The organism is Pseudorhizobium marinum (assembly GCF_000705355.1).
Classification (GTDB): Bacteria; Pseudomonadota; Alphaproteobacteria; order Rhizobiales; family Rhizobiaceae; genus Neorhizobium; species Neorhizobium pelagicum.
The window spans coordinates 350,140-374,759 of record NZ_JMQK01000004.1; the positions used below are offsets into that span (position 1 = coordinate 350,140).

Annotated in this window: 21 protein-coding genes and 1 pseudogene; 18 read left to right on the top strand and 4 right to left on the bottom strand. The window is 57.7% G+C overall.

Features of this window, described 5'->3' with window-relative positions; all coding sequences use genetic code 11:
• Positions 1-21 precede the first annotated feature (21 nt).
• The 9 genes and pseudogenes from EO99_RS0107325 to EO99_RS0107365 form a co-directional block, all read left to right on the top strand.
• Positions 22-1,335, top strand: a complete 1,314-nt coding sequence (locus EO99_RS0107325) for an ABC transporter substrate-binding protein (protein ID WP_029617993.1) — start codon at positions 22-24, stop codon at positions 1,333-1,335.
• Positions 1,336-1,473: 138 nt separating this feature from the next.
• Positions 1,474-2,346, top strand: coding sequence for a carbohydrate ABC transporter permease (locus EO99_RS0107330; RefSeq protein WP_029617994.1), 873 nt, complete (start codon positions 1,474-1,476; stop codon positions 2,344-2,346).
• Positions 2,347-2,355: 9 nt separating this feature from the next.
• Positions 2,356-3,180, top strand: coding sequence for a carbohydrate ABC transporter permease (locus EO99_RS0107335; protein ID WP_029617995.1), 825 nt, complete (start codon positions 2,356-2,358; stop codon positions 3,178-3,180).
• A gap of 11 nt (positions 3,181-3,191) precedes the next feature.
• A complete protein-coding gene (locus EO99_RS0107340; RefSeq protein ID WP_029617996.1) occupies positions 3,192-4,190 on the top strand; it encodes an ABC transporter ATP-binding protein in 999 nt (332 codons plus the stop codon).
• 19 nt (positions 4,191-4,209) lie between these two features.
• On the top strand, positions 4,210-5,691 hold the full coding sequence (locus EO99_RS0107345; RefSeq protein ID WP_029617997.1) for a mannitol dehydrogenase family protein: 1,482 nt from the start codon (positions 4,210-4,212) through the stop codon (positions 5,689-5,691).
• 13 nt (positions 5,692-5,704) lie between these two features.
• Positions 5,705-6,415, top strand: a complete 711-nt coding sequence (locus EO99_RS0107350) for an HAD family hydrolase (RefSeq protein ID WP_029617998.1) — start codon at positions 5,705-5,707, stop codon at positions 6,413-6,415.
• 52 nt (positions 6,416-6,467) lie between these two features.
• Positions 6,468-8,048 (top strand): FGGY-family carbohydrate kinase, encoded by a 1,581-nt coding sequence (locus EO99_RS0107355; RefSeq protein ID WP_029617999.1) that lies wholly within the window; start codon positions 6,468-6,470, stop codon positions 8,046-8,048.
• A gap of 57 nt (positions 8,049-8,105) precedes the next feature.
• Positions 8,106-8,852 carry a sulfate transporter family protein gene (locus tag EO99_RS0107360; protein WP_051679741.1) on the top strand — a complete coding sequence of 249 codons (747 nt, stop codon included), beginning with the start codon at positions 8,106-8,108 and terminating at the stop codon, positions 8,850-8,852.
• A gap of 86 nt (positions 8,853-8,938) precedes the next feature.
• A pseudogene (locus EO99_RS0107365) lies at positions 8,939-9,409 on the top strand (DEAD/DEAH box helicase); the annotation flags it as partial.
• Positions 9,410-10,194: 785 nt separating this feature from the next.
• On the opposite strand, the gene EO99_RS0107370 reads toward EO99_RS0107365, so the two are convergent.
• Complete coding sequence (locus EO99_RS0107370) at positions 10,195-11,391, bottom strand: hypothetical protein (protein ID WP_029618002.1); 1,197 nt, start codon at positions 11,389-11,391, stop codon at positions 10,195-10,197.
• 107 nt (positions 11,392-11,498) lie between these two features.
• Positions 11,499-13,358: a DNA helicase RecQ gene (gene recQ / locus EO99_RS0107375; RefSeq protein WP_029618003.1), complete on the bottom strand. Its 1,860-nt coding sequence runs from the start codon at positions 13,356-13,358 to the stop codon at positions 11,499-11,501.
• A 166-nt stretch (positions 13,359-13,524) separates the two neighbouring features.
• Between recQ and EO99_RS27335 the strand changes: the two genes are divergently transcribed.
• The 3 genes from EO99_RS27335 to EO99_RS0107390 all read left to right on the top strand — a co-directional run bounded on the left by EO99_RS27335 (position 13,525) and on the right by EO99_RS0107390 (position 14,775).
• Positions 13,525-13,704 carry a hypothetical protein gene (locus EO99_RS27335; RefSeq protein WP_156034663.1) on the top strand — a complete coding sequence of 60 codons (180 nt, stop codon included), beginning with the start codon at positions 13,525-13,527 and terminating at the stop codon, positions 13,702-13,704.
• A 13-nt stretch (positions 13,705-13,717) separates the two neighbouring features.
• Complete coding sequence (locus EO99_RS0107380) at positions 13,718-14,212, top strand: hypothetical protein (protein WP_029618004.1); 495 nt, start codon at positions 13,718-13,720, stop codon at positions 14,210-14,212.
• A gap of 197 nt (positions 14,213-14,409) precedes the next feature.
• The gene (locus EO99_RS0107390) at positions 14,410-14,775 is read left to right on the top strand and encodes a hypothetical protein (RefSeq protein WP_029618005.1); all 366 of its coding nucleotides are present in this window, start codon (positions 14,410-14,412) and stop codon (positions 14,773-14,775) included.
• Between the two features lie 179 nt (positions 14,776-14,954).
• On the opposite strand, the gene EO99_RS0107395 is transcribed toward EO99_RS0107390, so the two are convergent.
• Both EO99_RS0107395 and EO99_RS0107400 read right to left on the bottom strand, forming a co-directional pair.
• On the bottom strand, positions 14,955-15,635 hold the full coding sequence (locus EO99_RS0107395; protein WP_051679742.1) for a nucleotidyltransferase domain-containing protein: 681 nt from the start codon (positions 15,633-15,635) through the stop codon (positions 14,955-14,957).
• A gap of 26 nt (positions 15,636-15,661) precedes the next feature.
• Positions 15,662-16,573, bottom strand: a complete 912-nt coding sequence (locus EO99_RS0107400; protein ID WP_029618007.1) for a WYL domain-containing protein — start codon at positions 16,571-16,573, stop codon at positions 15,662-15,664.
• Between the two features lie 250 nt (positions 16,574-16,823).
• On the opposite strand from EO99_RS0107400, the gene EO99_RS0107405 reads away from it, so the two are divergent.
• From EO99_RS0107405 to EO99_RS0107435, 6 genes are all read left to right on the top strand, one after another.
• Positions 16,824-18,389, top strand: a complete 1,566-nt coding sequence (locus EO99_RS0107405) for an adenylate/guanylate cyclase domain-containing protein (RefSeq protein WP_029618008.1) — start codon at positions 16,824-16,826, stop codon at positions 18,387-18,389.
• Complete coding sequence (locus tag EO99_RS27125) at positions 18,382-20,223, top strand: ThiF family adenylyltransferase (RefSeq protein ID WP_081851997.1); 1,842 nt, start codon at positions 18,382-18,384, stop codon at positions 20,221-20,223. Before EO99_RS0107405 ends, EO99_RS27125 begins: the two co-directional genes overlap by 8 nt.
• Positions 20,220-21,152: a TIR domain-containing protein gene (locus EO99_RS0107415; protein ID WP_029618010.1), complete on the top strand. Its 933-nt coding sequence runs from the start codon at positions 20,220-20,222 to the stop codon at positions 21,150-21,152. The genes EO99_RS27125 and EO99_RS0107415 overlap by 4 nt, the downstream gene beginning before the upstream one ends.
• Before the next feature lie 43 nt (positions 21,153-21,195).
• Entirely contained in the window at positions 21,196-21,681 is a 486-nt protein-coding gene (locus EO99_RS0107420; RefSeq protein ID WP_029618011.1) for a hypothetical protein, read from the top strand.
• A 346-nt stretch (positions 21,682-22,027) separates the two neighbouring features.
• Positions 22,028-22,597 carry a hypothetical protein gene (locus EO99_RS0107430; protein WP_156034665.1) on the top strand — a complete coding sequence of 190 codons (570 nt, stop codon included), beginning with the start codon at positions 22,028-22,030 and terminating at the stop codon, positions 22,595-22,597.
• A 582-nt stretch (positions 22,598-23,179) separates the two neighbouring features.
• Entirely contained in the window at positions 23,180-24,154 is a 975-nt protein-coding gene (locus EO99_RS0107435) for a hypothetical protein (RefSeq protein ID WP_037111240.1), read from the top strand.
• Positions 24,155-24,620 lie beyond the last annotated feature (466 nt).

Below are 24,620 nucleotides of genomic sequence, written 5' to 3' on the forward strand. Positions count from 1 at the left end.
GCCATCTTCGGGAGGAAGATCATGACTTACAAGACGATTCTGCTGGGCGCCTGCTCAGCGCTGGCCATGTCCAGCATGGCTTCGGCCGAAACCCTCACCATTGCCACCGTGAACAACGGCGACATGATCCGGATGCAGGGTCTGACGGAGGATTTCACCTCCAAGAACCCCGACATCGAGCTCGAGTGGGTGACGCTCGAGGAAAACGTGCTGCGTGAGCGCGTCACGACGGACATCGCCACGTCCGGCGGCCAGTACGACATCATGACCATCGGCAACTATGAAGTGCCGATCTGGGCCAAGCAGGGCTGGCTCACCGAACTGGCCGACCTCGGCGACGACTATGACGTCGACGATCTGCTGCCTTCCATTCGCGGCGGCCTGACGGTCGAGGACAAGCTCTATGCTGCGCCGTTCTACGGCGAGTCCGCAATGATCATGTACCGCAAGGACCTGTTCGAGAAGGCTGGTCTGGAAATGCCGGAAAACCCGACCTGGGAATTCATCGGCGACGCTGCACGCAAGATCACGGACCGCTCCGCCGACATCAACGGCATCTGCCTGCGCGGCAAGGCCGGCTGGGGCGAGAACATGGCCTTCATCACCGCGCTGACCAATTCCTACGGCGGTCGCTGGTTCGACGAGAACTGGCAGCCGCAGTTCGACCAGCCCGAGTGGAAGGAAGCGCTTCAGTTCTACGTCGACCTGATGAAGGATGCCGGTCCTTCCGGCGCCTCCTCCAACGGTTTCAACGAGAACCTGACGCTCTTCCAGCAGGGCAAGTGCGGCATGTGGATCGACGCCACCGTTGCTGCTTCCTTCGTCTCCAACCCGGACGATTCCACCGTGGCCGACAAGGTCGACTATGCGCTCTTCCCGTCCAAGGAAGGTGTCGACAATCACGGCAACTGGCTGTGGTCGTGGAATCTTGCCATTCCGGCAAGCTCGCAGAAGGCTGAAGCTGCGCAGAAGTTCATCGCCTGGGCAACCAGCGAAGACTACGCCAAGCTGGTCGCGTCCAAGGAAGGCTGGGCCAACGTTCCTCCGGGCACCCGCACTTCGCTCTACGAAAGCGCGGAATACAAGGAAGCTGCTGCTTTCGCAGAGCCTACCCTTGCTGCCATGAATGCGGCCGACATCACCAAGCCGACAGTCGAGCCCGTCCCGTATACGGGTGGCCAGTTCGTCGCGATCCCTGAATTCCAGGCGATCGGCACGAATGTCGGACAGCTGTTCTCGGCCGTCGTTGCCGGGCAGTCCTCGGTCGAGGATGCGCTCGCTCAGGCACAGTCCGCCACGGTCCGCGAGATGACGCGCGCCGGCTACATCAAGTAGGCTCCTCCCGAGCAAGCAAGAACCTGCCCGGCCCTGGTGCCGGGCGGGCTTCCCCAAAAAACCTTTTTCCACCATGTGACGATGGCGGGGTCATGCCCCAGCCGCTGGCGGATGCGCTGATCCTAAGGGAGCGTGAAGATGGCGACGCACAACACCAAGGCCCTTGCCCGTCTGATGATGGCGCCGTCCGTCGTCCTCCTGCTGGTGTGGATGATCGTTCCCCTGTCGATGACGCTGTGGTTCTCGTTCCAGAACTACAATCTGCTGAGCCCGGGCAATGTCAGCTTTGCCGGCTTCTTCAATTACAGATACTTCTATTCCGATCCGGCCTTCTTCCAGTCCATCTGGAATACGCTGATGATCGTCGGCGGCGTCCTGCTGATCACCGTGATCGGCGGCACCTTCCTCGCCCTTCTCCTCGACCAGCCGATCTTCGGCCAGGGCATCGTCCGCATCCTGGTGATCTCGCCCTTCTTCGTCATGCCGCCGGTCGCAGCGCTGGTCTGGAAGAACATGATCATGCATCCGGGCTACGGCGTCTTTGCCGATATCAGCCGGCTGTTCGGCACGACGCCAATCGACTGGTTCGCGCAGTATCCGCTGCTGTCGATCGTGATCATCGTCGCCTGGCAATGGCTGCCGTTCGCGACCCTCATCCTGCTGACCGCACTTCAGTCGCTCGACAGCGAGCAGCGGGAAGCCGCTGAAATGGACGGGGCGAGCTTCATCTCCCGCTTCATCTACCTGACGCTGCCACATCTGGCCCGGGCGATGACTGTCGTGATCCTGATCCAGACGATCTTCCTGCTCGGCGTCTATGCGGAAATCCTCGTCACCACCAACGGCGGCCCGGGATATGCCTCCACCAACCTGCCATTCCTCATCTACCGGACGGCCTTGCTCGGCTACGACGTGGGGGGCGCCTCGGCAGGCGGCATCATCGCCATCATCCTCGCCAATATCGTCGCCATCTTCCTGATGCGCGCCGTCGGCAAGAATCTGGACCGATAGGGGAAGACCATGGCACGCGCCGTCACCAACCGACACAAGGTCATCGCCACCATCGCCGCATGGCTCATCGCCTTCGTGATCTTCTTCCCGATCCTCTATACGCTGCTCACCAGCATCAAGACGGAATCGGAGGCGATCGCGGGCTTCAGCCTGATCCCGTCGGGCACCTTCGAGAACTACATCACCGTGCAGACACGGAACGGCTACTTCAAGCCGTTCATGAACTCCGTCGTCCTGTCGGTGGGGTCGACGATCCTCGCGCTGATCATCGCGGTTCCGGCCGCCTGGGCCATGGCGTTCTCGCCGACGAAGTGGACCAAAGAGATCCTCATGTGGATGCTCTCCACGAAGATGATGCCGGCCGTGGCTGTGCTGGTGCCGATCTACCTGCTGTTTCGCGACTTCGGCCTGCTCGACACGCGCATCGGGCTGATGGTCATGCTGACGCTGATCAATCTGCCGATCGTCGTCTGGATGCTCTACACCTATTTCCGCGAGATCCCCGGCGAGATCCTGGAGGCGGCGCGGATGGACGGGGCAGGGCTCTGGCAGGAGATCGTCTACGTGCTGACGCCGATGGCCTTGCCGGGCATCGCCTCGACCTTTCTTCTCAACATCATTCTGGCCTGGAACGAGAGCTTCTGGACGATCCGCCTGACGGCAGTCGATGCAGCACCCCTGACGGCCTTCATCGCCTCCTTCTCCAGTCCGCAGGGACTGTTCTGGGCCAAGCTCTCGGCGGCATCCACCATGGCGATTGCGCCGATCCTCATTCTCGGCTGGTTCAGCCAGAAGCAACTCGTTCGCGGCCTGACCTTCGGCGCGGTTAAGTAAGGAAGACGAAGATGGGCAGCATCACGCTCAACAAGGTGTCGAAGTCCTTCGGCGAGGCCAAGGTCATCCCGTCGATCGACCTCGAGATCCAGGACGGCGAATTCGTGGTCTTCGTCGGCCCGTCCGGCTGCGGAAAGTCGACGCTGCTGCGGCTGATCGCGGGCCTGGAGGATGTCAGCGGCGGGTCGATCCTGATCGACGGCCAGGACGTGACCGGCAAGGCGCCGGCGCAGCGGCGCCTCGCCATGGTCTTTCAGTCCTATGCGCTCTATCCGCATATGAGCGTACGCAAGAACATCGCCTTCCCGTTGAAGATGGCGAAGATGGACAAGGCGGCGATCGACCAGAAGGTCGCCGATGCCGCCGGCATTCTCAATCTCACCGACTATCTGGAGCGTCGGCCGTCGCAGCTCTCGGGCGGCCAGCGCCAGCGCGTGGCGATCGGCCGGGCGATCGTGCGCGAGCCGACGGCCTTCCTCTTCGACGAGCCGCTTTCCAACCTCGACGCGTCGCTTCGCGGCACCATGCGCCTGGAGATCAGCCAGCTGCACAACCAGCTGAAGACGACGATGGTCTATGTGACGCACGACCAGGTCGAAGCCATGACCATGGCCGACAAGATCGTCGTGCTGAACCGGGGCAATATCGAGCAGGTCGGTTCGCCGCTCGATCTCTACTCGTCGCCGCGCAATCTCTTCGTCGCCGGCTTCATCGGCTCGCCGAAGATGAACCTGATCGAGGGAGATTACGCCCGCTCGAAGAGCGCCAAGACTGTTGGTATCCGGCCGGAGCATCTCGTGCTGTCGCATGAGAGCGGGCTCTGGACCGGCAAGGTCACGGTCGCCGAGCATCTCGGATCCGACACGTTCCTGCATGTCGAGGTCGAGGGCATCGGCCAGATCAATGCGCGCGCCGATGGCGAGTTCGGGGCCCGCCATGGCGACCGGATCTTCCTGACGCCGACCGAAACGAAGCTTCATCGCTTCGATGACAAGGGCCTGGCGATTTAACGTCGGAGTGGAGCCAGCAATGACCATCAAACTTTCGTCTGCCGCGCTGGGTGAAATCGCCCATACCGCTGCCGTTCCGGCCTATGATCCGATCATGCTGTCGCCCGGCATCCTGCACTTCGGCGTCGGCAATTTCCATCGCGCCCACCAGGCGGTGTATCTCGACGACCTCTTCAACAAGGGCCATGGCCTCGACTGGGCGATCGTCGGCGCCGGCGTCATGCCGTCCGATGCGACCATGCGCGAGAAGCTTGCCGCCCAGGATTTCCTGACGACCGTCGTCGAGCAGGACAACAACCGCACGGCCGCCCGCGTCACGGCGCCGATGATCGACATCATCGCGCCGGGAGAGACGGAAACCATCATCGCGGCACTCGCCGACCCGCGCATCCGCATCGTCTCGATGACGATCACCGAGGGCGGCTATTTCGTCGATGCCGCCGGTGCCTTCAATCCCGGACATCCGGCAATCTTCGACGACGGCCAGAACCCGGACAGCCCCAAGACGGTGTTCGGGCTGATCGTCGCCGGCCTGAAGCGCCGCAAGGCGAATGGCGTGGCGCCTTTCACGATCATGTCCTGCGACAACATTCCCGGCAACGGCGAGGTAACGGAGAATGCCGTCGTCGGCCTGGCTGCGCTGTCGGACCCGGCTTTCGCCGAATGGATCGCCGAGAACGTGGCTTTCCCGAACTCCATGGTGGACCGCATCACGCCGGCCACCGGCCCACGCGAGATCGATTTTCTGCGCGACACCTTCGGGATCGAGGACAGCTGGCCTGTCTTCTGCGAAGAGTTCAAGCAGTGGGTGATGGAAGACAATTTCCCGGCCGGGCGTCCGGCGCTGGAAGAGGTCGGGGTGCAGTTCGTTCCCGACGTCGCGCCCTATGAGCACATGAAGATCCGCATCCTCAACGGCGGCCATGCGGCGATCGCCTATCCGGCGGCGCTTCTCGACATCCATTTCGTACACGAGGCGATGGAGCACCCGCTGATCCGCGCCTTCCTGGAAAAGCTCGAGAAGGAAGAGATCATCCCGATCGTGCCGCCGGTGCCGGATACCGATCTCAACGAATACTACGACCTGATCGAGCGGCGGTTCGCCAACCCGAAGATCGGCGACACCATTCCGCGCCTGGCGCAGGACGGCTCGAACCGGCAGCCCAAGTTCATCCTGCCGTCGACGGCGGACCGTCTCGCGGCGGGCAAGGATATTGTCGGCCTGTCGCTGGTCTCCGCCCTCTGGTGCCGCTACTTCGAAGGCACGACGGACAGCGGCAAGGCGATCGTCTTCAACGACACCAGTGCGGAAAAACTGCAGGCTGCCGCCAAACTGGCGCGGGACAACCCGGAAGCCTTCCTTGTGTTCGACGAGATCTTCGGCGAGGTTGGCAAGTCCGAACTCTTCCGCCAGCGCTTCTCCGATGCCTTGAAGACGCTCTGGAGCGAGGGGACGGCGCGGACACTGGAGCTCTATCTCCAGAATTCTCTGGTCAGGTAACGGGGTCAACGGCGTGGCTGATATGGCACGACCACTGGTGATTTTCGATTGCGACGGCGTCCTCGTGGACAGCGAACCGCTGTCCGTCAGCGTCCTGGTCGAAGCCCTTAACCGCAAGGGCGTCGATATCAGCGAGGACGAAGCCTATGCACGCTTTCTCGGCCGCAGCCTTTCCACTGTTTCGCAGATCCTCCACGACGATTTCGACCACAGCATCGACGATGCCTTTCTGGACGACCTGCGCCATCATCTCTTCGCGCGCTTCCGTCTGGAACTGAAGCCGGTGCCAGGGGTGGCGCAGGCGCTCGACGCACTCGAATGGCCGCGCTGCGTGGCCTCCTCCAGCCAGCCGGAGCGCATCCGCCTGTCGCTTTCGCTGACCGGCCTGCTGGACCGCTTCGAACCGCATATCTTCAGCGCCTCCATGGTGTCGCACGGAAAGCCTGCGCCGGATCTCTTCCTGCATGCCGCAAAGGCCATGGGTGCGGAGCCCTCCGCCTGCATCGTCGTCGAGGACAGTCCGGCAGGGATCGAGGCGGCGCAGCGTGCCGGAATGACTGTCTTTGCCTTCGTCGGGGGATCGCATGCGGGTGCGCCCGGATACCGCGAGCGGGTGGACAGTCTGGCACCGGACGTCGTGTTTGACGCCATGCCGGATTTGATACACCTTGTCCGCAAACACATTGAGGGCTCCGAAGGCCGTCTCCCGCAGCGCGCGGTCTAGTCCGCGGGATGCACACCTTGAGGGCGCCCCTGCGGGCGGGGAACATATCCTGATGCGAGATCACGTCGTTGCGGTCGATATCGGCACGGCCAGCGCCCGCGCCGGCGTCTTCGATCGCGAAGGCCGCCTTCTGGCAAAGGCCAAGCACCCGATCGCCATGCAGCGGCTGCGCGAAAACCATGCGGAGCACGATTCCGAGGACATCTGGGGTGCGGCCTGCAAGGCCGTGCGCGCGGCTTTGGCGGAATCCGGCATTGCGGCCGACCGCGTCGCGGCGGTCGGGTTCGACGCCACCTGTTCGCTGGTGGCGCGCGATGCGGAGGGACGCCCGCTCACCGTCTCGACCGGTGGGGACAACCGCTTCGACACGATCGTCTGGCTCGATCATCGGGCCATCGCCGAGGCTGAGGAGATTTCCGCCACCGGACATCCCGCGCTTCTCTATTCCGGCGGATCGCTCTCGCCGGAAATGGAGATGCCGAAGCTGATGTGGCTGAAGCGGCATCTGCCGGAGACATGGCGGCGGGCAGGTTATTTCTTCGATCTTGCGGACTTCATGACCTGGAAGGCGACGGGATCGGCCGCCCGCTCCCGCTGCACGCTGACGGCCAAGTGGAACTATCTTTCGCACGAGACGCCGGGCTGGCAGCAGGATTTCCTGGCGCAGGCGGGGCTCGAGGATCTTCTCGAGCGGGGTGGTCTCCCGCATGAGACGATGGCGGCCGGAGAGAGCATCGGTTGTCTCACCCCCGAAGCCGCGTCAGATCTCGGGCTCGACACCGGCTGCCAGGTGGCGGCCGGGCTGATCGATGCCTATGCGGGCGCCTTCGGCGTCCTGGGTGGCGTGGCTGACGGTGGCGCTTTGGAAAAGAGCGTTGCCCTGATCGGCGGCACATCGAGCTGCATCGTCTCCTTCGCCGCCGATCCCAAGCCCGGCCGCAGCCTCTGGGGCCCCTATTACGAGGCGGTCCTGCCCGGTCACTGGCTGGTGGAGGGTGGCCAGTCGGCGACGGGGGCGCTGCTCGACCACATCGTGCGCATGCATGCCGCCGGCGGCGAGCCGACACCGGAGCTGCACGGCCGGATCATCGCGCGCGTCCAGCAGTTGCGGGCGGAGCAGGGGGCGGAGCTTGCGGGCGGCCTGCATGTGCTGCCGGACTTCCACGGCAACCGCTCGCCGCTGGCCGATCCGCATGCGGCGGGTGTGGTCAGCGGGCTCACCCTCGATACCTCCTTCGACGGCCTCTGCCGGCTCTACTGGAGAAGCTGCGTCGCCATAGCGCTCGGCATCCGCCACATCCTGGAGACCATGGACGGCTATGGCTACCGGTTCGAGACCCTGCATGTGACCGGCGGGCACGTCCACAATCCGCTGCTCCTGGAGCTCTATGCCGATGTCACCGGCTGCCGCGTGGTCGTTCCCGAGACGCAGGACGCCGTGCTGCTCGGTACCGCCATGACGGCCGCGGCTGCAGGCGGCATCCATGAGAGCCTGGCTTCTGCTGGACAGGCGATGGCCGCGAAGGCTCGGGCGCGGCACGCCGATCTTGGGACAAGCCGCTCCTACGATCGCGATTATCGGCGCTTCCTCGCGATGGTGCGGCATCGCGCCGAACTGCTGTCGATCTCCTGACCGCTTGCTCTCTCCCGGTCGCATGCCTACATCCGCTGAGCCTTGCAGGAGATGCCGATGATCATTGAAGCCGCCCGCCGTTCGCTCCTCAACCTCTTTGCCCCGGAGACGCGCGCCGTCTTCTGGAAGGTTCTCGGGCTGACCATCCTGGTGCTCGTCGGCCTGTGGCTGGCGCTCCGCCAGACATTCGCCGCGGTCATCTGGCCCTGGTTTGCCGTCTATCTGCCGGATGTGCCGGACTGGGCCGGCTGGCTGACGCTGATCGCCGCCATCCTTGCCGGTGTGGGGCTGGCGCTGCTGCTCGCCCTGCTGATTGCGCCGATTACCGCCCTGATCGCCGGTCTCTTCCTCGACGACGTCGCCGAGGTGGTGGAGAAGCGGGATTACCCGACGGACGTGCCAGGCACACCGATGCCGCTCGGCCAGGCGATCATCGGCTCGCTGAAGTTCCTCGGCGTCGTCATCATCGGCAACATCATCGCCCTGCTGCTGCTGTTCATTCCCGGCATCAACCTCGTCGCCTTCTTCCTCGTCAACGGCTACCTGCTCGGACGGGAGTTCTTCGAATTCGCGGCCATGCGCTTCCGGTCGCCGCCGGAGGCGCGCGCCTTCCGGTCGAAGCATCGCGGCACCGTGTTTCTCGCCGGCCTGCTGATCGCCGGCTTCCTGGCGATCCCGATCGTCAACCTGCTGACGCCGCTCTTTGCGGCCGGGCTGATGGTGCATCTCCACAAGCTGATCTCGCAGCGTGACACGGCCTTCCGGATCGACACTGGGACCAAGTCGGCGATCAGCGGCCGATGAGCTGTTGAAGGCAGTCCTTATGGCTCCCTTCAGCCGGCCGGATGCGGTATGGGAGGGAGACTGCATCCTCCCAAGAAAGCCGCATCATGCCGCACTCCAGTAACATCAGCGCAGCGCTGTTCGATGGCGAGCAGCCGAAGGATCCACGGGCAATCCTGAAGCAGGTCTATGGATATGATGCCTTCCGGGGAAAGCAGGCGGCGGTCATCGAACGGGTGGTCGCAGGCGGCGATGCGGTGGTCCTCTTTCCCACCGGCGCCGGTAAGTCGCTCTGCTTCCAGATCCCGGCGCTTGCCCGCGAGGGCGTCGGCATCGTCGTCTCGCCGCTGATCGCGCTGATGCGTGACCAGGTGGAGGCGCTGAAGCAGCTCGGTGTGCGTGCCGCGGCGCTGAATTCCTCGCTCTCTCCGGAGGAATACTCGGAGGTGCGCCGGTCGCTTTCGGACGGCGCACTCGACCTTCTCTATGTCACGCCGGAGAGGATCACGACCGCCGGGTTCAAGGACATGATCCGCTCGACGAAGATCGCGCTGTTTGCCATCGATGAGGCCCACTGTTTTCCCGTATTCACGGTTTCGTACCTAAAACAAAAGGTATCAGCGACTCATTGATGCCGCAACCCTTTCGGCGGGATGAGACCGTTCTGTTAGGGAGTTTCATCTCCAAAGCATCCGCCGACTAGGCGGATACCGAATTGTGTATACGAGCCGTTCGGACAGCGACCGCAAGAGTCTGGCAGTCCGTTCGGCACGGATACAAAAGAATCCGGGCTTCAGCCCGTCCGCTTCATCTCGCAAAGCGAGATGCCTGGCTTTAGCTTTGAAGGTGGCTGCATCAATAGAACTGATCGCGGAGTCAGGGGACTTCCGACGCGGAAGCTAGCGAGCAAATGCTCGAAGCAGCTATAATCTGCTCTGTTGGTAGTGAACGAGAAATTCTAGTAAAAGATTGGGTGCATCGCTGCAGCGCTTTAAAGCCGTCAGAACTGCTTGCAACCTCTGCGACTTAGCCAACAACGCAGCACATTTCGTTGCGTGTTTGGAGGCTGGTGGGTAGAGCCCGCACATTCGAAAACAGCCGGATACGAAAGACGTAGACTGCAATGATAACGAAAATTGAACGCTGATAATTTAGCTGCTATTTCAATCAGCGGTACGGCCTCCAAATAAAAAGGAGGCAAATGCCTCCTTTTTATTTGATTAGTACATATATTACACGCCGACTTCGTTGCTTTTTTTAATCATAACATCGCACCTTGTTAACACGAACCGCCTCACTTGGCTGCTGGAGAATTCGTGTGCTTCTAATGGCACTATCAACATAGCCAATTTGACGTCCAGTTTCAAGAGGTTGAACTATCCGGTTTTAAAAATTTAAAACACTCATACTCTTTATTTGGTGCCATATTTTTGATGTCGTCAATGACAGCGCTTTCGTTGTAGCGTAAAATAGTTGGCATCTGGGCTGCGTTTTTCATTGACTGAACCCTCACTTCGCCCTTGGGATCACTTTTCATCCTATTTACTAGGGTCACTGTAAACGATCGGCAAAATCGTTTCGATGTGTAAGATGCGGGGATCTCAAAACGAAACCACGCCCAGTACTTGAAGGTAAAGCTTTTCTGAGTTCGACCAACCGTAAAATTCTCCTTGAGGCTGCCTTCATTTGAATCTGTAATGTTTACAGGACCATTCCGGATCTTCTCGTCGCCGTCTACAACCAGTGAAACTACTTGTCCAATAACAGGCGGTCGGTTGTTTTCGTCAAACTCATCTGGCGTGATTTGAAAGTTTGTATCATCCCTTGCTTCGACGTCGCCAAATAAGTTGACCAATGTCGTGTGCACGGTCACATATGCCCTATACGCGCCGTAGGCGGCGCTGTACTCTACAACTGTTATCTTCCTCTGCGTGTTAGAGCTGACGAAACCAATTTTTTTGATTTCCTCGCTGAGGTGGTCGAGAGCTGAGCTTCTCAAATCCGGGTCGGCTTCAACCTTTGCTGCGAAGAGGAAGCCAACGCGATCCTTGAACTCCTCATGTTGCGGCAAACGCATCGAAACAAGGGCGACGGCGAAGCCAATCACTGTAAAGAAAGCCACATTCACGCTCCAGGAGACGTAGAAGTCATCCGTAACAAACGCAGCGCCATACTGCATGGTCCTATACATCGCCCACGTGACGAGCAATGTGAACACCCATAATCTCATAACTGTCAGAAAACGCGGATCACTTGCGTCGATGCGAAGGAAGTTTATTTCGGTCCCGTTTATCTTAGTTAATTTCCTTACGATGTATTTGTTAAGCTTGTAATTGATTGCGCAGAATACAAGAAAGAGGATCAACCTAGCGACGAGCTCGTAACCCGGCACTTTAGGTTCGTAGGTTTGCTCAATGATCCCCATCCCCAGGTTGTAAATGACAAATGCGGAAAGTGAGCGCGATGCCTTGTTGAAAAGACAAGCGACAAGGATGCAGACGCATGTCAAATCAATGATGTCAGGTAGAAAAATGTTGAGAGTTTCTAATGAAAACGCCATGGCTGTCCCCAATCTTGCCGGTAGACACCGATTAAAGCGTATGTATTAAGTAAGCTTGAAGCAGCAACTAGAGCAATTAACCTCATTCGAAGGTGCTGTTTTTGCTGTCATGCGGCCGCGATAATATCCGTGAATTTCTCCCCGTACCGAGCGTATTTGGTCGCCCCGACCCCGGAAATCGCCAACATTTCTTTTTCCGTCCGTGGGCGAATGGTCGCAAACGCAATGAGTGTCGTATCCGGGAAGACGACATAGGGCGCGACACCCATCTCCTTCGAAATAGCCAATCGCTCAGCTCGCAGCGCCTGGAATAGTTTCTCGTCCTCGATGGACATCCGAGTCCGGGCCGCCGACGCGACAGGCTTTCCTCGTTCTCGTTTCCGGACAGCATCGATTGTGTCTCGACGAAGGACTACCGAAACCTCTTTCTTGAAAACTCCGTGGGCGGACGGTTCCAGCTTCAGCGCTCCGTACTCATCATGAGCAACCCGTATGAAACCAAGCGCAAGAAGCTGCCGGAAGACGGATTGCCACGCGTGAACCGTCAATTCCTTGCCGACACCGAAAACCGCCAGCTCGTCATGTCCGAACTTCTGCGTCCGCTCTGTGACCTTACCTAGCAAGACGTCGATAACATGGGCAGCGCCGAAACGTTCGCTCGTTCTGTAGACCGCCGCCAGCGCCTTAATGGAAGCATCACTACCATCCCAAGTCTCAACAGGGTTGTTGCAGGTATCGCAATTCCCGCAGCGGGTAGGGGCCGTTTCACCAAAGTGAGCGAGAATGGCCTTTCGCCGACAGCCAGCTGTCTCGCAGACACCTAACAAAGCGCTAAGCTTCGCTCGCTCGATCCGTTTGATCTCGTCCGTAGCGTCGCCTTCGTCAATCATTCGTTGGCGTTGAACGATGTCCTGCATGCCATATACCATGAAGGCTTCAGAGGGGAGTCCGTCGCGTCCTGCTCGACCCGTCTCCTGGTAATAGCCTTCGAGAGATGATGGCAGGTCCAAGTGAGCGACATATCGCACGTTTGGTTTATTGATGCCCATTCCAAACGCGACGGTAGCGACCAGGCAGAGGTCTTCCTCCATCCGGAATGCGTCTTGGTTGTCAGCCTTCACTCCCGGGTCCATTCCCGCGTGGTACGCGCGCGCCTTGATACCCTGCTTGCTGAGCCACTCCGCCGTTTCCTCAACCTTCCGTCGGGACAGACAGTAGACGATGCCGCTGGAACCGTGGTGACCCTGAAGGAAGCGAAGAAGCTGCGACCGGGCGTTGTCACGCTCGGCGATGCGGTAGGTGATGTTCGGACGGTCGAAGCTGTCGATGAACACAGCCGCATCGTCAAGCTGGAGCTGACGGATGATATCGGCCCGAGTATGTGGATCAGCTGTCGCGGTGAGAGCGATCCTGGGCACCCCAGGGTACAGTTCTTTCAGCTTTCCAAGCCCGAGATAGTCTTTGCGAAAATTGTGGCCCCAGCTACTGACGCAGTGGCATTCATCTATTGCGATCAAGGAAATCGGAACATTACCGAATAGATCGGCAAAACCTGGGAGAACGACACGCTCGGGCGTCACGTAGATCAGTTTCAGCTTTCCGGCGCGAAGCTTCGACCTGACTGCACGCGACTCTTCTTCCGATTGCTGAGACCACAGGCACTCAGCTTCAACACCCAGCGCTTTCAGTTCTTCAACCTGGTCTCTCATCAGCGCAACGAGTGGTGAGACGACCACGGTCACACCAGGAAGGCACATGCCTGGCAACTGAAAACAGAGTGACTTGCCCTTGCCGGTCGGGAAGAGCACGAGCGCGTCATTACCAGCTAAAATATGGCGGATGACATCTGCCTGCTTCCCGCGAAAGTCCGGATAGCCCCAGATGCGTCGAAGAGCGTCGAGGGGGGCCTCGATCAGTTTTCGGTCGAAAAGCGCGTTGACGGGAGATTGTTGACTGGATGCGTGCATTGATTGGCGGTGTGTTCTCGAATGGGAGGACTTCGCAGGTAGCCGAGCGACCTGTTTAGAGTACAGTCAGGAAAGGCTGCTATGCGTTTGCGTGGTGTATCACGATTCGAGGCTGGCCTTGCTGCGGATTAGTGCCATGCAGAAAAATTGAGGGTACGAGGCTCCCATGGCAGATACCGCAAGATCAACTGTGGGCTGGTACGAGGTCGGCTTTGCCGAAGGGGCTAAAGCAGGCCGCCGCGCGGACATGAAGGCCCGTGAAGCGTGTTTCGATCCGCCGCGTCTCTCGGTGCCGATAAACCCCAAATCCTGCCGCTTGGCAGGGGCCGACTTCCTTCCACCCTGAGACGGAAATATCGATGGCCTACAACAGAGCCGATTTTCCAAGACTGAAAGCCAGCTTGAGTGAAACTTTGACCGACGACATCGGCGACCCGTTGTCCTGCTTATTGCACGAGACCCCGCACTCGAATGATTTGCTGAACCTAAGTTTTGGCGATGCCGAGCACGAGTTTTATCATGTTGCGGAAGCCTGCAACATTGCCAGTGTCATCGCTTCAATCAAACGCATCCTTAGCCTGCCTCGGTCGAATCTTGCTTGCGAGGAGATGGCCGAGGTGCTCCTACTGCGTCTTGATGTGCTCAGGGAGTACATTTGCACAGCTATCAAACGATCCCAATCCGTCCAATATGCGGAAACCGAGGCTGACCGGGTAATTCGCCGTTGGGCCGGTTTTCTGAAGCATCCAAATGACTTAGTTTCGCACAAAGTTGTTTCTCTGATCTGGACGTTTCCTTTGACCCTCCCGCTATCGAGATTGACTGCGCCTTCCTCGCCAACTGGGACAGTTTGAAATCAGCGAGCGAGATCAAAGGAAATCCGAGTTGGCGCACCGGATGGTCATCGTGCGCTTGCCAAGGATCGCAAAGATTGAAACCTTCTTCAAATCTTCGGCCGATCATCTCAAACACCTCATCGCGACCAACTCGAAGGATGGAAGGGCCGTCTAACACGCGCAATCGTAAACGTACGGCGACTCTGGAGCTTTAAGTGACGGACACTGCGAAATCGGACAACGATTGGTATGAGATCGGCTTTGCCGAAGGGGCAGAGGCAGGCGGTTCGGACATGATTGTTCAGGAACACAATTTCGGACCGCTGGAAGATGCGCTGGCCATGGGGCATGCCATGCTGAACGGCAGCTACGCTGTTCTTCGTCGTCGCCAGATAGATTTCCAGGCATTTGAAGACATTCAGGCTTGGCTAAGCGGTGTTGTTTCCGGGATCGAATCTGTAGGCGCTCGGGTGGGACTGCAAACTAGCATTGAGTACCCTCACTCCAGTCCCGACGGTGGAGTTGTCACATACATCTTCGTGACACGCGATTTCGGCCCGTGGGAGGACCCTCCAAACTAGTTCTCAACGCATGTATCAAGCTACAATCTTGGTGGTGCAGCCCGCTGAGTGCCGCTTTCCAGCCTGGAACCTCGCGCACGCTGATTTCACGCGGGTCGAACGCTACAGGTTTGCCAAACCTCCACAACTTCGAGAGGTCGCTGTTTCAATCGCGCCGCTCGACCCAGGCTGATATCGGATCAACCATAAGGGGGGGCTTCCTCGTCATCGAGGCTTTTCATCAATTGCACGCCTACATAATTGCCCGTTTCCGCAAACTGCCGCCGCCACGCAGCTTCACCAGCTTCCGGTCCGAGCGGTGGGCGAAACCCCTCAAGCTCTAGGAACGCTTCCAAAGCGTGAATTGTCTTGTCGGAAAAATGGCCGTGCCTGGCTGCAATCAGCAATTCAGTGTTAGGGAACGTCGAGAATGCCGACAGCTTATCAGGGGCGAATGTAGGAGCGCCGCGCATCACTGATCTGGCTATAAGGATTGTCCGAACTGCCCATGCTATCCGCTTCGCCGCTAATTTCGCAGATAGGGCCACGTGGTTGTGTACCAAAAACCACCCCATGTCAGAGCCGTGCGATATTTCTGACAGATAGGAAGCTTTTTGTTTGAATGACTTTCGAAGAGTAGCAAGAACATCGTTTGGATCGAGGACGCTTTTTGCTTCCCGGATGAGGTGATACACAAACAAGTCCCCAAGGGCCGCTTTGTCTTTGAGGCTCGCAAGTGGGGCGTATGTCATGGAGTGGTGACCGTCTGTTACGTGATAACCACGCTCTTCATTGGTGACCATTATCAAATCTTTGTCGGAACCTTCGCCTTGGTCGCCTCGGGCCCAGCTTCCATACAGGAATATTGCTTCGATAGTCATTTACAACGCACGTGTCGGAAGAGGTCTCATTTCCGTAGCGCCCGCTGAATTGCCTGCTCCGACAATTGGCGAAACGATTGCCTGGCTTGGTCGACATCAGCCCGGTTCAACAATACGAGCTGCTGTTTTGCCGGGGACAGCTTGCCCGCCGCCACATCAAGGTTGTGCTCGGACATGATGTAAAATGCCATCGACAACCGGATTGGCAGGAGAAGTGTATTGTCAGTCATCCCAAACTCTGCCGCGACCCCTCTCTGCTGAACAGGGGGAAGTTCAGGGTTGGGGCTGATCGCCAAATCTATAGTGTGCACCCATTCGTAGTCGAGATCGCTGCTTGGTGGCGTGCCCGCAATCTTCTCCACCATATCAATGCGATTAAGATTGTAGTCGCGAAAGTTCTGGTGATCAGCGGAATAGGCTCGGGTGTACCAACGGCCCGAGTTGTAGAACAGCGCGTGTGGAGCGATTACGCGTGCTGCGTCAGCAGTTGCCGTCAGAGAGTGATAGCCAATTTTGATTTGGGTGTGATCCCGTATCGCATTTAGCACCTCCAGAAGAATAAGGGTGCTGATAGGTCGCCTTTTCAGCGTCGTTACATCGATAGGCGGCAGCTCATCGAACCAGGTCTCGTCTTTGTTCATCCATCCGCGATCAATTGCGACCAGTTGAAGCAGAAACCTTTGCGAGCTGCGTTCGATCAACGCCGGGCGATAGTCAGCAGTCCTGACGTAGCTCTTTTGCCCACGGTCATAAACCATGTTCCCCGGAGCAATCCGCTCATAATGACCGATATCTGAAGAGGCTTGTTGCACCGAGATGTCGAAGGTCTCTCCGATATCGCCGCGATTGACCCGCCCGTTCCAGAAAAGCCTGAAGTCAATGAATTCCAGACGCTTCCTCAATGGCCACTTTTGGGCAGGATCATCCGGGTTTTCCACAGAGACTCTCACATTTTCTGTTATAGTTAATAATTTGTGCGTCGTATTTCTTGACGTGACGCCTATCTATACCCAATATAAGTCTCAGCATGCAGGGAGGTCAATGCGCTCGTGTCACTTTGCCACTAGGTGGGTGACAGAGCGCAATATCTGCCGACACCCATATCGGCACAAAAGTAGGATTTGAAGCACTGCTCCGCTGACACGCGGAGCAGTGAAGTAGTTTGTTGCCGTAGGATAGGGGAATGACATGCCATGGAATCTTACCCGCTCTGCCGAGCGCATCCGCAAAGCGCTTGAGACTGTTCCTGTAACTGGGGTCGGTGTCGAGAATTTCGAGGCTAGAGCGAAACAGTTTCGCGATCCTCTTCTGCGCTTGCAGCGAAACACCGCCGTTCTGGTCCACGGAGCACACGTCTATATCCAGCTGACCGGATACAATAGCGTGCTGCAGGACGTTCAACGCGAGTCTGTTGCGAGAAATCGCCGAGCGCTTCAGTTTCTTCATACGCACTATGCGGCGTGTGACAGCATTATCCGCGACTTTAGTGCTCAGCGTGTCGATTTCCATGGTTCGCGGCTCCACGCAGTCGTCGTTGCGCCTGCCGGGCCCGAGAATGAAGGTCTTCGTGTAGCAAGGGCGGTGGAAATGGCGCAGGCCATTGCCCGCTTGGTCGAGGTGACTGGTGAACGTGTGCACCGGGGAGAATTCAAAACCGAAACTCGGATCGGCATCGACACCGGCATGGCTGTCGCAGTTAACTCAGGACGTGGATCGGAACCCGAACCGCTTTTTCTCGGCAATCCTGCGAACTATGCAGCCAAGCTTGCAGCGGGCAGCGAGCCCGGCATCTATCTCAGCGACCGTGCTCGTCAACTGGTCGGTCTCCAAACCCTCGGAACCCTTAAACTTCAGAAGAACAGGATTTTCGACGTTCGCAACATTTCCTTGGGAAGCAGCTCTTCCGGTTCGCTAACGGTTTCCGATGCTCGAATTCAGACGCTTTCGAACGAAGTGAAGTATTCCGCTGAGGCCTACTTCCGTGATGCCGACTTCGTCTTCCACCAGCACACTCCGCCGCTGTGGACTATCGACTACTCCTTGCTTATGCCCTCGAACAGCATTCACATGCGGCTCGTCTCCTTGTTTGCCGACATCGACGGGTTCACCGCTTACGTCAGCAACTGTATTGCCACAGGGAAGGTGGGACAACTGGTCTCGAACCTTCATGCCATTCGGTACGAGTCAGCCGCGACGCTGAAACACGACTATAAGGGAAAGAAGGTCCGGTTCATTGGTGATTGCCTGCACGGCATCATCGCCGAAGGAACGGCCTATGAAACCGACGATCCGCGCTCAGTCTTGACCAGCCTTCAGCTTGCTGCTGGGCTGAGGTCGAGCTTCAATCTCTGCAAGGAGATTCTGCCAGGAATCGATAATCTTGGTTTGGCCATCGGTGTTGAGCTGGGCTCAACACCCGTTACCCGTCTTGGCCTTCGTGGTGAAATGTCCGTCAGATGTGTGACGAGCAAAGCGGTCTCGGATTCTGAAGACCTTCAGTCTGAGTGCAACGGCCGTGAGACGATGGTTGGTGGCAAAGCCCTGGCGTTGTTGCCCGGCCATCTGCGGGAGCAGTTTTCGTCGACAGGGAAAATCGTAGACCTGAACGTTCAACGGCTAGAGAAGTTGGTCAGTGGAGCGGCGGTAATACCGAAGGCTGTGCCTGCAGTTGCGGCATCTTCCGCAGCTTGGGCAGCCAGCGCGTCTTCGAGCGCCGGAGCGGTCCGGAATAGCGGGGGCAATCGGAATGCCTGATGTCGCCGCTACCTTCATGGAGGGCTTCGAGCAAGGCATCCTTGCTGATATCGAAGCGCGATTGGCAGTGAGATGCGGTGGTGTACCGACCCGTCTCTGTGATGCCGATCTCAAATGCTACATTGAAAGGCCTTTCGTCGCTGGTTGGCGGGTCCCGGTGCTGTTTGGCGACAATACGGTTCGGCGTATCGATGTCCTTCTCACCCCCTGGTTCCCGAGCATTTCCGCACGGACGGCGTTGGTCGATCACCCTGGACGGCTAACTTGGCCGCATGTCGAAGGCGACGGTGTCTTGTGTCTACTTTCTAATTCCCATGACGCGGACCTCGATGATCCGGTTAATGTCATCGATCACTTAATAGCTCGCTCATGCAAGTTGATCGATGATCTCCTTCATGGCGAAATAATTGAGCGAGACTTCAAAGAAGAGTTTTTGACGTATTGGAATTACGATCTCAACGATCCACGCCGTGTTTACAGCCTTGTCAGCCCAGAGGGTCCAACCAGGGGTATTTTTGCGTGGCATGGTGGCAGCTTCAGCGTCGTCGGTGAAACCGAGGAGCAACTGATGGCATGGCTCAAACGCCGCTTTGAAGGTATCAGCGACCGCCAACTCGAAATCGAGAAGGCTTGTTTTCTCTGGCTGGAAAGTCCTCCACTCCCGTCTGAGTATCCGCATTCAGGTGCCTCATTGATGGAACTGGCCACGAGGGCCGGTCCAGCAGGCGTCACCATGCTCCAGCGCGCGGGAAACGCCGACCGCTCATCGTTGACCACAGTGATTGGCTCGGAAGGTAGGGCGGGACCAGGGTTGATTGCGTTGCGCACTGTCGGGTCGAAAGCAAAACCTGATCGGCGAACGCGTGAGCGGGGTTTCAGGGAAGGAAACGTTCCCGAAGAGATAGCGCTTGGCCGACTTTTGGCGACAGCCACAATCGCACGCAACAAAGTGATGCGTGCTGATGCTCTCTGGGTTCATGGTCGAGGCAGGGACACGCGTTCCGAGCAACTTAGCGCGGCGTCGGCCGTGGTGTTCGGATGCGGGTCGGTCGGCAGTACCGTGGCTACCATGCTTCTCCGTGCAGGGGTTGGTACTGTAATAATTTCCGATCCTGACGATCTCGAATGGGCGAACGTTTCCAGGCACGAACTTGGTGGTGCGGCGGTAGGACTGAAGAAATCAATCGAACTGGCGCGAAGGCTCCAGCGGGACTTTCCGCATGCTTCGGTAACCGGCTATGACAACACCGCGCAGAGCGCCATCCACGGGGACGTCTCTTGGCTTTCGGATGCCGACATCGTCATCTCCGCCACCGGCAGTGGGCAGGCTGATAAAGCTCTGAATGATTGGCATAAAAAGTGCGGGAGGCTGATACCTGTCGTTTATGGATGGACGGAACCATTTGGCATTGCAGGCCATGCCGTCGCGATAGGGGCGTCGGGCGCTTGCCTGTCGTCGATTGTGAACAACCTCGGTTTGTCGACGTTCGAGCTTACAAAGTTTGACGCCGCTTTTGTCACCGAGGAGCCTGCCTGCGGTATGCACTACGCGCCTTATGGCGCAATAGAACTTGGGTTCGTCAACAATCTGGTCGCAGAACTCGCCGTGGATTGCCTGTTGGGAAGGGTTGTCGAGTCGACACACCGGATGTGGGCTGGCCGACAGAATCTTCTTCACGAGAGCGATGGAACTTGGTCGAAAGAAGCACTTCAGCTCCTCTCCGGCAACGCTCAGGGCGGTGCGCTGTTGAGCCGAGACTTGCCCGCCTGCACGTGCTGCTCGAAAGACACAGCCCATCCCCAGTCGCTAAAGCTCCCGGGAGTACGGTCATGAGCAAATTGAAAACGATTCAGCCGGAGGTCTTTGACCGCTTTTTGGGTGACCACGGAAAAATCCGGGCAATCGAAGCGCTTAAGGATCAGCGTATCGTTCGTGGAAGCGTCGGTGCTGCAGAAGAACTATTCGCTCGGGGTGAGATGAAGACGTTTATGCCGGGGGATTTTCTTATAACCGAGAACGGCTGGTCCAATTCGCTATATCTCCTCCTTGCCGGAGCAGTGAAGGTGGTGGTCAAAGGCAACGAGATAACCACCCGTGTTGCTGGCCAGCATGTTGGTGACATGGCGATGATTGATCCTGGCAAGGCTCGATCAGCGGACGTCGTCGCGACTTCCCCGACGGTCGCATTGATTGTTCAGGAGCCTGATTTCACGGCCGTAGCGCAAAATCATTCCGATCTCTGGCGTCAGATCGCCAAGGAACTAGGCGAGAGGCTCCGCGAGCGTTCAAAGAAAATCCGTCAAGCCAATACGGTGCCCCACGTCTTTATCGCATGCGCATCGGAATCAGTCCCTGTTGCTGACGCCTTCGCTGCGAGGCTTGAAGCGGAGGGGGTGAATGTACGAAAATGGACTGAAGGGGTTTTCAAACTCAACGATCACTCCATGGAAAGTCTGGAGGTACAGCTGGACCTGATGGACTTCGCACTCGCGATTTTCAGCCCTGACGACAAAGTCAGAAGTCGCAAGAAAGAGCAGTCTGCACCTCGGGACAATACTGTTTTTGAACTCGGTCTTTTCGCCGGGAAGATCGGTCGCGACCGCTCTTTTTTCGTCGTCCCCAAAGGGGTTCGTGTAAAAGTACCCTCAGATTTGGCCGGGATTACGTCGGCACGATACACAGGTGACACAATCACAGGCTTCGACGTAGAAGAGGCCAGTCAGCAAATAATTGAACGTGTCAACGACAAAGGCTGCCGGTAGGCGCGCCGCTGTCAGTGTGAAGGCACGCGGGGACGAGAATACTATGATTCAGGATCGGCCGACGCGTATGAGGGATTTTGGCGAACGGGTTTTGCTTCCTTCCACGCCCTTTTCGATTTCTTGGGAAATGGTGCCTGAGTTTGTTCGGTTGTCGCTTATGCCAGTGTTCGGCATTCAACCGGTGACCGCCGCAATGTTCGAAGCCGCCGGTCAGCAAGCGCTGGGCCACGTGCCCACAGAAGGTGAGATTGCATATTTCCGAGAAAGCGGCACGCAATTTCAGATGGTACAGGTTGTTTTCAGCTTGGCATGGTGGGATTCGGTCGACCAGGGAGTGGAGGCGGTGCCATTTTCCATATCGATTTTGCCTGCCTCAAAGAGGGGGAAAGTTACCTCGATTGGTTGCAGCCGACGGCATACGACCGGCCTGAGTTTCGGGAAGCATGGCATCGGTTTGGAACTGAGGCCCAGCCGGGTATCGAAACCATTGAAGAGACCGGGACCGAATAGCCAGGTTTTGTGGCCATGAACACAGCTGACAGCGAGGCTATCGAACGGTGGTAGGACTATGGACGAACATGATAGCAGAGGTAAATCTTTCAGCGAGCATAAACGGGCTTTTTACGCCGTTTAGGAGCGTCCCAACCGCTCTCCAACGGTTTTGTCTACCTATGTTCTTCCATCGCGAGGATGATGTCTATGACCTGGCATATTCGGGATCCTCATTGCTCTTTCGGCACCGGGGCCGCAATTTCCAATTGGCAACGAAGCATCAACTGCGTGCTGGAAATGATACCTTCAGTCCGGCAGACACTTGCCTTCTCGTAGAAGGGGAGCGCGGACATGTTGGCTTGTCTCCGAACGGAGCCTCGCGGGTGAAGGTTGAAGGTGACGATCTTCTGCCACAAGATATTGTGCTGCTTGAGTATGAGAATTCGCGCGGCGAGCATAATTTGCAGCCTCGGTTCCTGCAGCTCGATCTAGATCAAACCGGCACCTTATCGGAAGTGGAGGCCGCTTCGATAAGGTTGCTCTTCACCATCGGGTATCCGACGAAATCGCAGGGCTATGAGCCGGATTTCGATGAGGATTTCAATGCGATCAGTCTCCGCGTGATCTCACGGCTCGCTAAGCTGATCTTCGATGAGCACAAGATCAGGCCGAGTTATGAAGAGAGCCGGACGTCAATCACCGTCAGCGAGCGGTATCAAGGAGACATTGGCGATCCGGATGGTTGGAGTGGTGCGCCGGTCTTCTTTCTTTGGGGGGACGACAATCGGGAGCATCATCTAGGGTTTGCTGGCATGGTCACCCATGCCAATTCCGCCGGGAGTTTCATGATCTACCGAGCCGAGGACATACGGGCCTTCGTAAATGGCGCGATTGATACGCCATATCCGGCCGCTACAGAGCAAGTGACTGATGCTGTTCCTAGTGTCCGATAAGGCATGTTATCGGACAGTAGGCCGCTTTCTAAGCCCATACGATGATTTTGAAGCTAGATGAGGATAGCTTCCGCCGGATGCCACAGAGTTCGCTCCCTTTGCCGCCAGCGGTGGTCAACCGTAGATCTGAGTATTTTCGAGCCAACTTTCCGGATGCGGCCATACGGATCTCCAACGTTCTTACGGGAAATGAGGAAGTACAGGCATTCCAAAACAACGAATTCATACGCATGCATAGCTCTACACTTAGTAAGGTCTGATTCTTCCATTCTGTGATGCGTAAAATGGTCTCCGGTAAGCTCCGTACGGCGTCAAAGGGATACGGACTCGCTCTAGATCGAATATTCGAAAGCCGGTCGGCGAAGACAATTGGCCTTTTGGGTACCATGATAGGGGTGGGAACAGGAGGTTGGCAAACTTACCTCTGGCTGTTTGGGGCACCTTAGCTACGGGAGCACATACAGAACAGGGGCACGAGTCTGCTTTGCATTGCCATGGCCGCCTGGTGATCCCAGCGTTGCCCTGAGCTCGTCATCGCTCTGTATGTGAGGGTTGCCCCATTTAAACCAAACCGAGGTCCGGATGCGAATAGCTGATATGATGCGGCCTGAGGGCCATGTGTTTCTCAAAAGCGAATGGGCCCCCATCAGCGACTACTGGCCCGCAGTGTCCTTCACCAAGAGGTCAGTCGGTCTTGAACTCGGACAGCGATTTGTGCCTGGTCGCGATATTCTCATCTATGTCGGAACGACAAGTGAATTGACGAGCGATCGGGCCCACAGGAGCTGTCTTCTTTCGGCGGTCGTACCCGAGCCCAACCGCCTTCACGAGACAAGGAAAATCATTCCCGCTCAGAGCTGGGCGTGGTCGATGAAGGACAATGGCGCTCGTTGGCCTCATTCGTTAGCCATTGTCCAAGCCGCAAGTATCTTGGGACCGCCATTCCCATCCGCGCGAGACCTCGCCCCGAAAGCCTACGCGTCCTTCGCAGAAATGGAAAACAGGGGGCGGTTTGTCGAGGCAATAGGTGGTGAGCGCGACGCGGTCATGGGCCTGGAAGTGACCCCCTTGCACCTGAACCTCGCGCCGGACGTCCTCGCCTATCTCGGCCTGCGGGCCAGTTTACACGTGGACATCCCCAAGTCGGTGAAACAAGAATCCTTTCGAATGGCGACGCTCATCATCGACAGGGTGAAGAGAGGGGGCGAGGTGTCTGTTCGAACCAATCCAATTCGCTCCGCGCCAAATATCTCGGAGTTGTCGGCCTTGCTCACACGTCTTTGGCAAGACCGTCAGGGGGGCGACTGCGCGTTGTGCGGTGCGCCACTTCACGCAGCGACCGAGAACTCGATGATGAAGGCTTCGGCCGATCGCATTGACAGCACCAACGGTGCTTACGATGAATCCAATGTTCAGATCACGCACCTGGCGTGCAACTATGCGAAAAACGAATGGGGACTAGAGCACTTTGAGGAGTGGATTGCAGCACTTAGGGGCGTGGATGTAGACAAGAACTCCGTGGCAATACAACGAGCGGTCAGCGCCGGGACCCAATGAGATCTCCGACGCGTTATCCTAGAACCGATATCCCCTTGTGGAAGGTAAGGCCCTGTAGCAACAGGGCTGGTTGACACCGTCGGCTACCAGTAGCCGACTCCGACTCCGACTCCGACTCCGACTTCGACTTCGACTTCGACATCGAGCGAGATCGAGCGAGAGCGCACGCGAGGTACGGCCGATGTTCAAGCGGTCGTTTGCTTTATTGTCTGGCAAGCGGTTCGACAGAATGCCCGATTTGTTCGCCTAGGTGTGAGCACCATGCTGCTCGCGACGGAGCAAGGTCAAAGGCCATCACAGGCACATGGAAATGCACTCAAGAGGTCTGGTCGATTTCCCTGACCAGCGGGAAGCACACCTCGACTCCATGTGGCGCAGCATGCTAGCCCCAAAAACGGGCTGCCTGAGGGTTCAGCTCATGTGGATTGTTCCGGTTGACCTGCCACTGCGAATTTCCTCCAGAATG

Coding starts and splice junctions, on each gene's coding strand:
- EO99_RS0107325 (WP_029617993.1), top strand. CDS start 22: ATGACTTACAAGACGATTCTGCTGGGCGCCTGCTCAGCGCTGGCCATG.
- EO99_RS0107330 (WP_029617994.1), top strand. CDS start 1,474: ATGGCGACGCACAACACCAAGGCCCTTGCCCGTCTGATGATGGCGCCG.
- EO99_RS0107335 (WP_029617995.1), top strand. CDS start 2,356: ATGGCACGCGCCGTCACCAACCGACACAAGGTCATCGCCACCATCGCC.
- EO99_RS0107340 (WP_029617996.1), top strand. CDS start 3,192: ATGGGCAGCATCACGCTCAACAAGGTGTCGAAGTCCTTCGGCGAGGCC.
- EO99_RS0107345 (WP_029617997.1), top strand. CDS start 4,210: ATGACCATCAAACTTTCGTCTGCCGCGCTGGGTGAAATCGCCCATACC.
- EO99_RS0107355 (WP_029617999.1), top strand. CDS start 6,468: ATGCGAGATCACGTCGTTGCGGTCGATATCGGCACGGCCAGCGCCCGC.
- EO99_RS0107360 (WP_051679741.1), top strand. CDS start 8,106: ATGATCATTGAAGCCGCCCGCCGTTCGCTCCTCAACCTCTTTGCCCCG.
- EO99_RS0107370 (WP_029618002.1), bottom strand. CDS start 11,391: ATGGCGTTTTCATTAGAAACTCTCAACATTTTTCTACCTGACATCATT.
- recQ (WP_029618003.1), bottom strand. CDS start 13,358: ATGCACGCATCCAGTCAACAATCTCCCGTCAACGCGCTTTTCGACCGA.
- EO99_RS27335 (WP_156034663.1), top strand. CDS start 13,525: ATGGCAGATACCGCAAGATCAACTGTGGGCTGGTACGAGGTCGGCTTT.
- EO99_RS0107380 (WP_029618004.1), top strand. CDS start 13,718: ATGGCCTACAACAGAGCCGATTTTCCAAGACTGAAAGCCAGCTTGAGT.
- EO99_RS0107395 (WP_051679742.1), bottom strand. CDS start 15,635: ATGACTATCGAAGCAATATTCCTGTATGGAAGCTGGGCCCGAGGCGAC.
- EO99_RS0107405 (WP_029618008.1), top strand. CDS start 16,824: ATGCCATGGAATCTTACCCGCTCTGCCGAGCGCATCCGCAAAGCGCTT.
- EO99_RS27125 (WP_081851997.1), top strand. CDS start 18,382: ATGCCTGATGTCGCCGCTACCTTCATGGAGGGCTTCGAGCAAGGCATC.
- EO99_RS0107415 (WP_029618010.1), top strand. CDS start 20,220: ATGAGCAAATTGAAAACGATTCAGCCGGAGGTCTTTGACCGCTTTTTG.
- EO99_RS0107420 (WP_029618011.1), top strand. CDS start 21,196: ATGATTCAGGATCGGCCGACGCGTATGAGGGATTTTGGCGAACGGGTT.
- EO99_RS0107435 (WP_037111240.1), top strand. CDS start 23,180: ATGCGAATAGCTGATATGATGCGGCCTGAGGGCCATGTGTTTCTCAAA.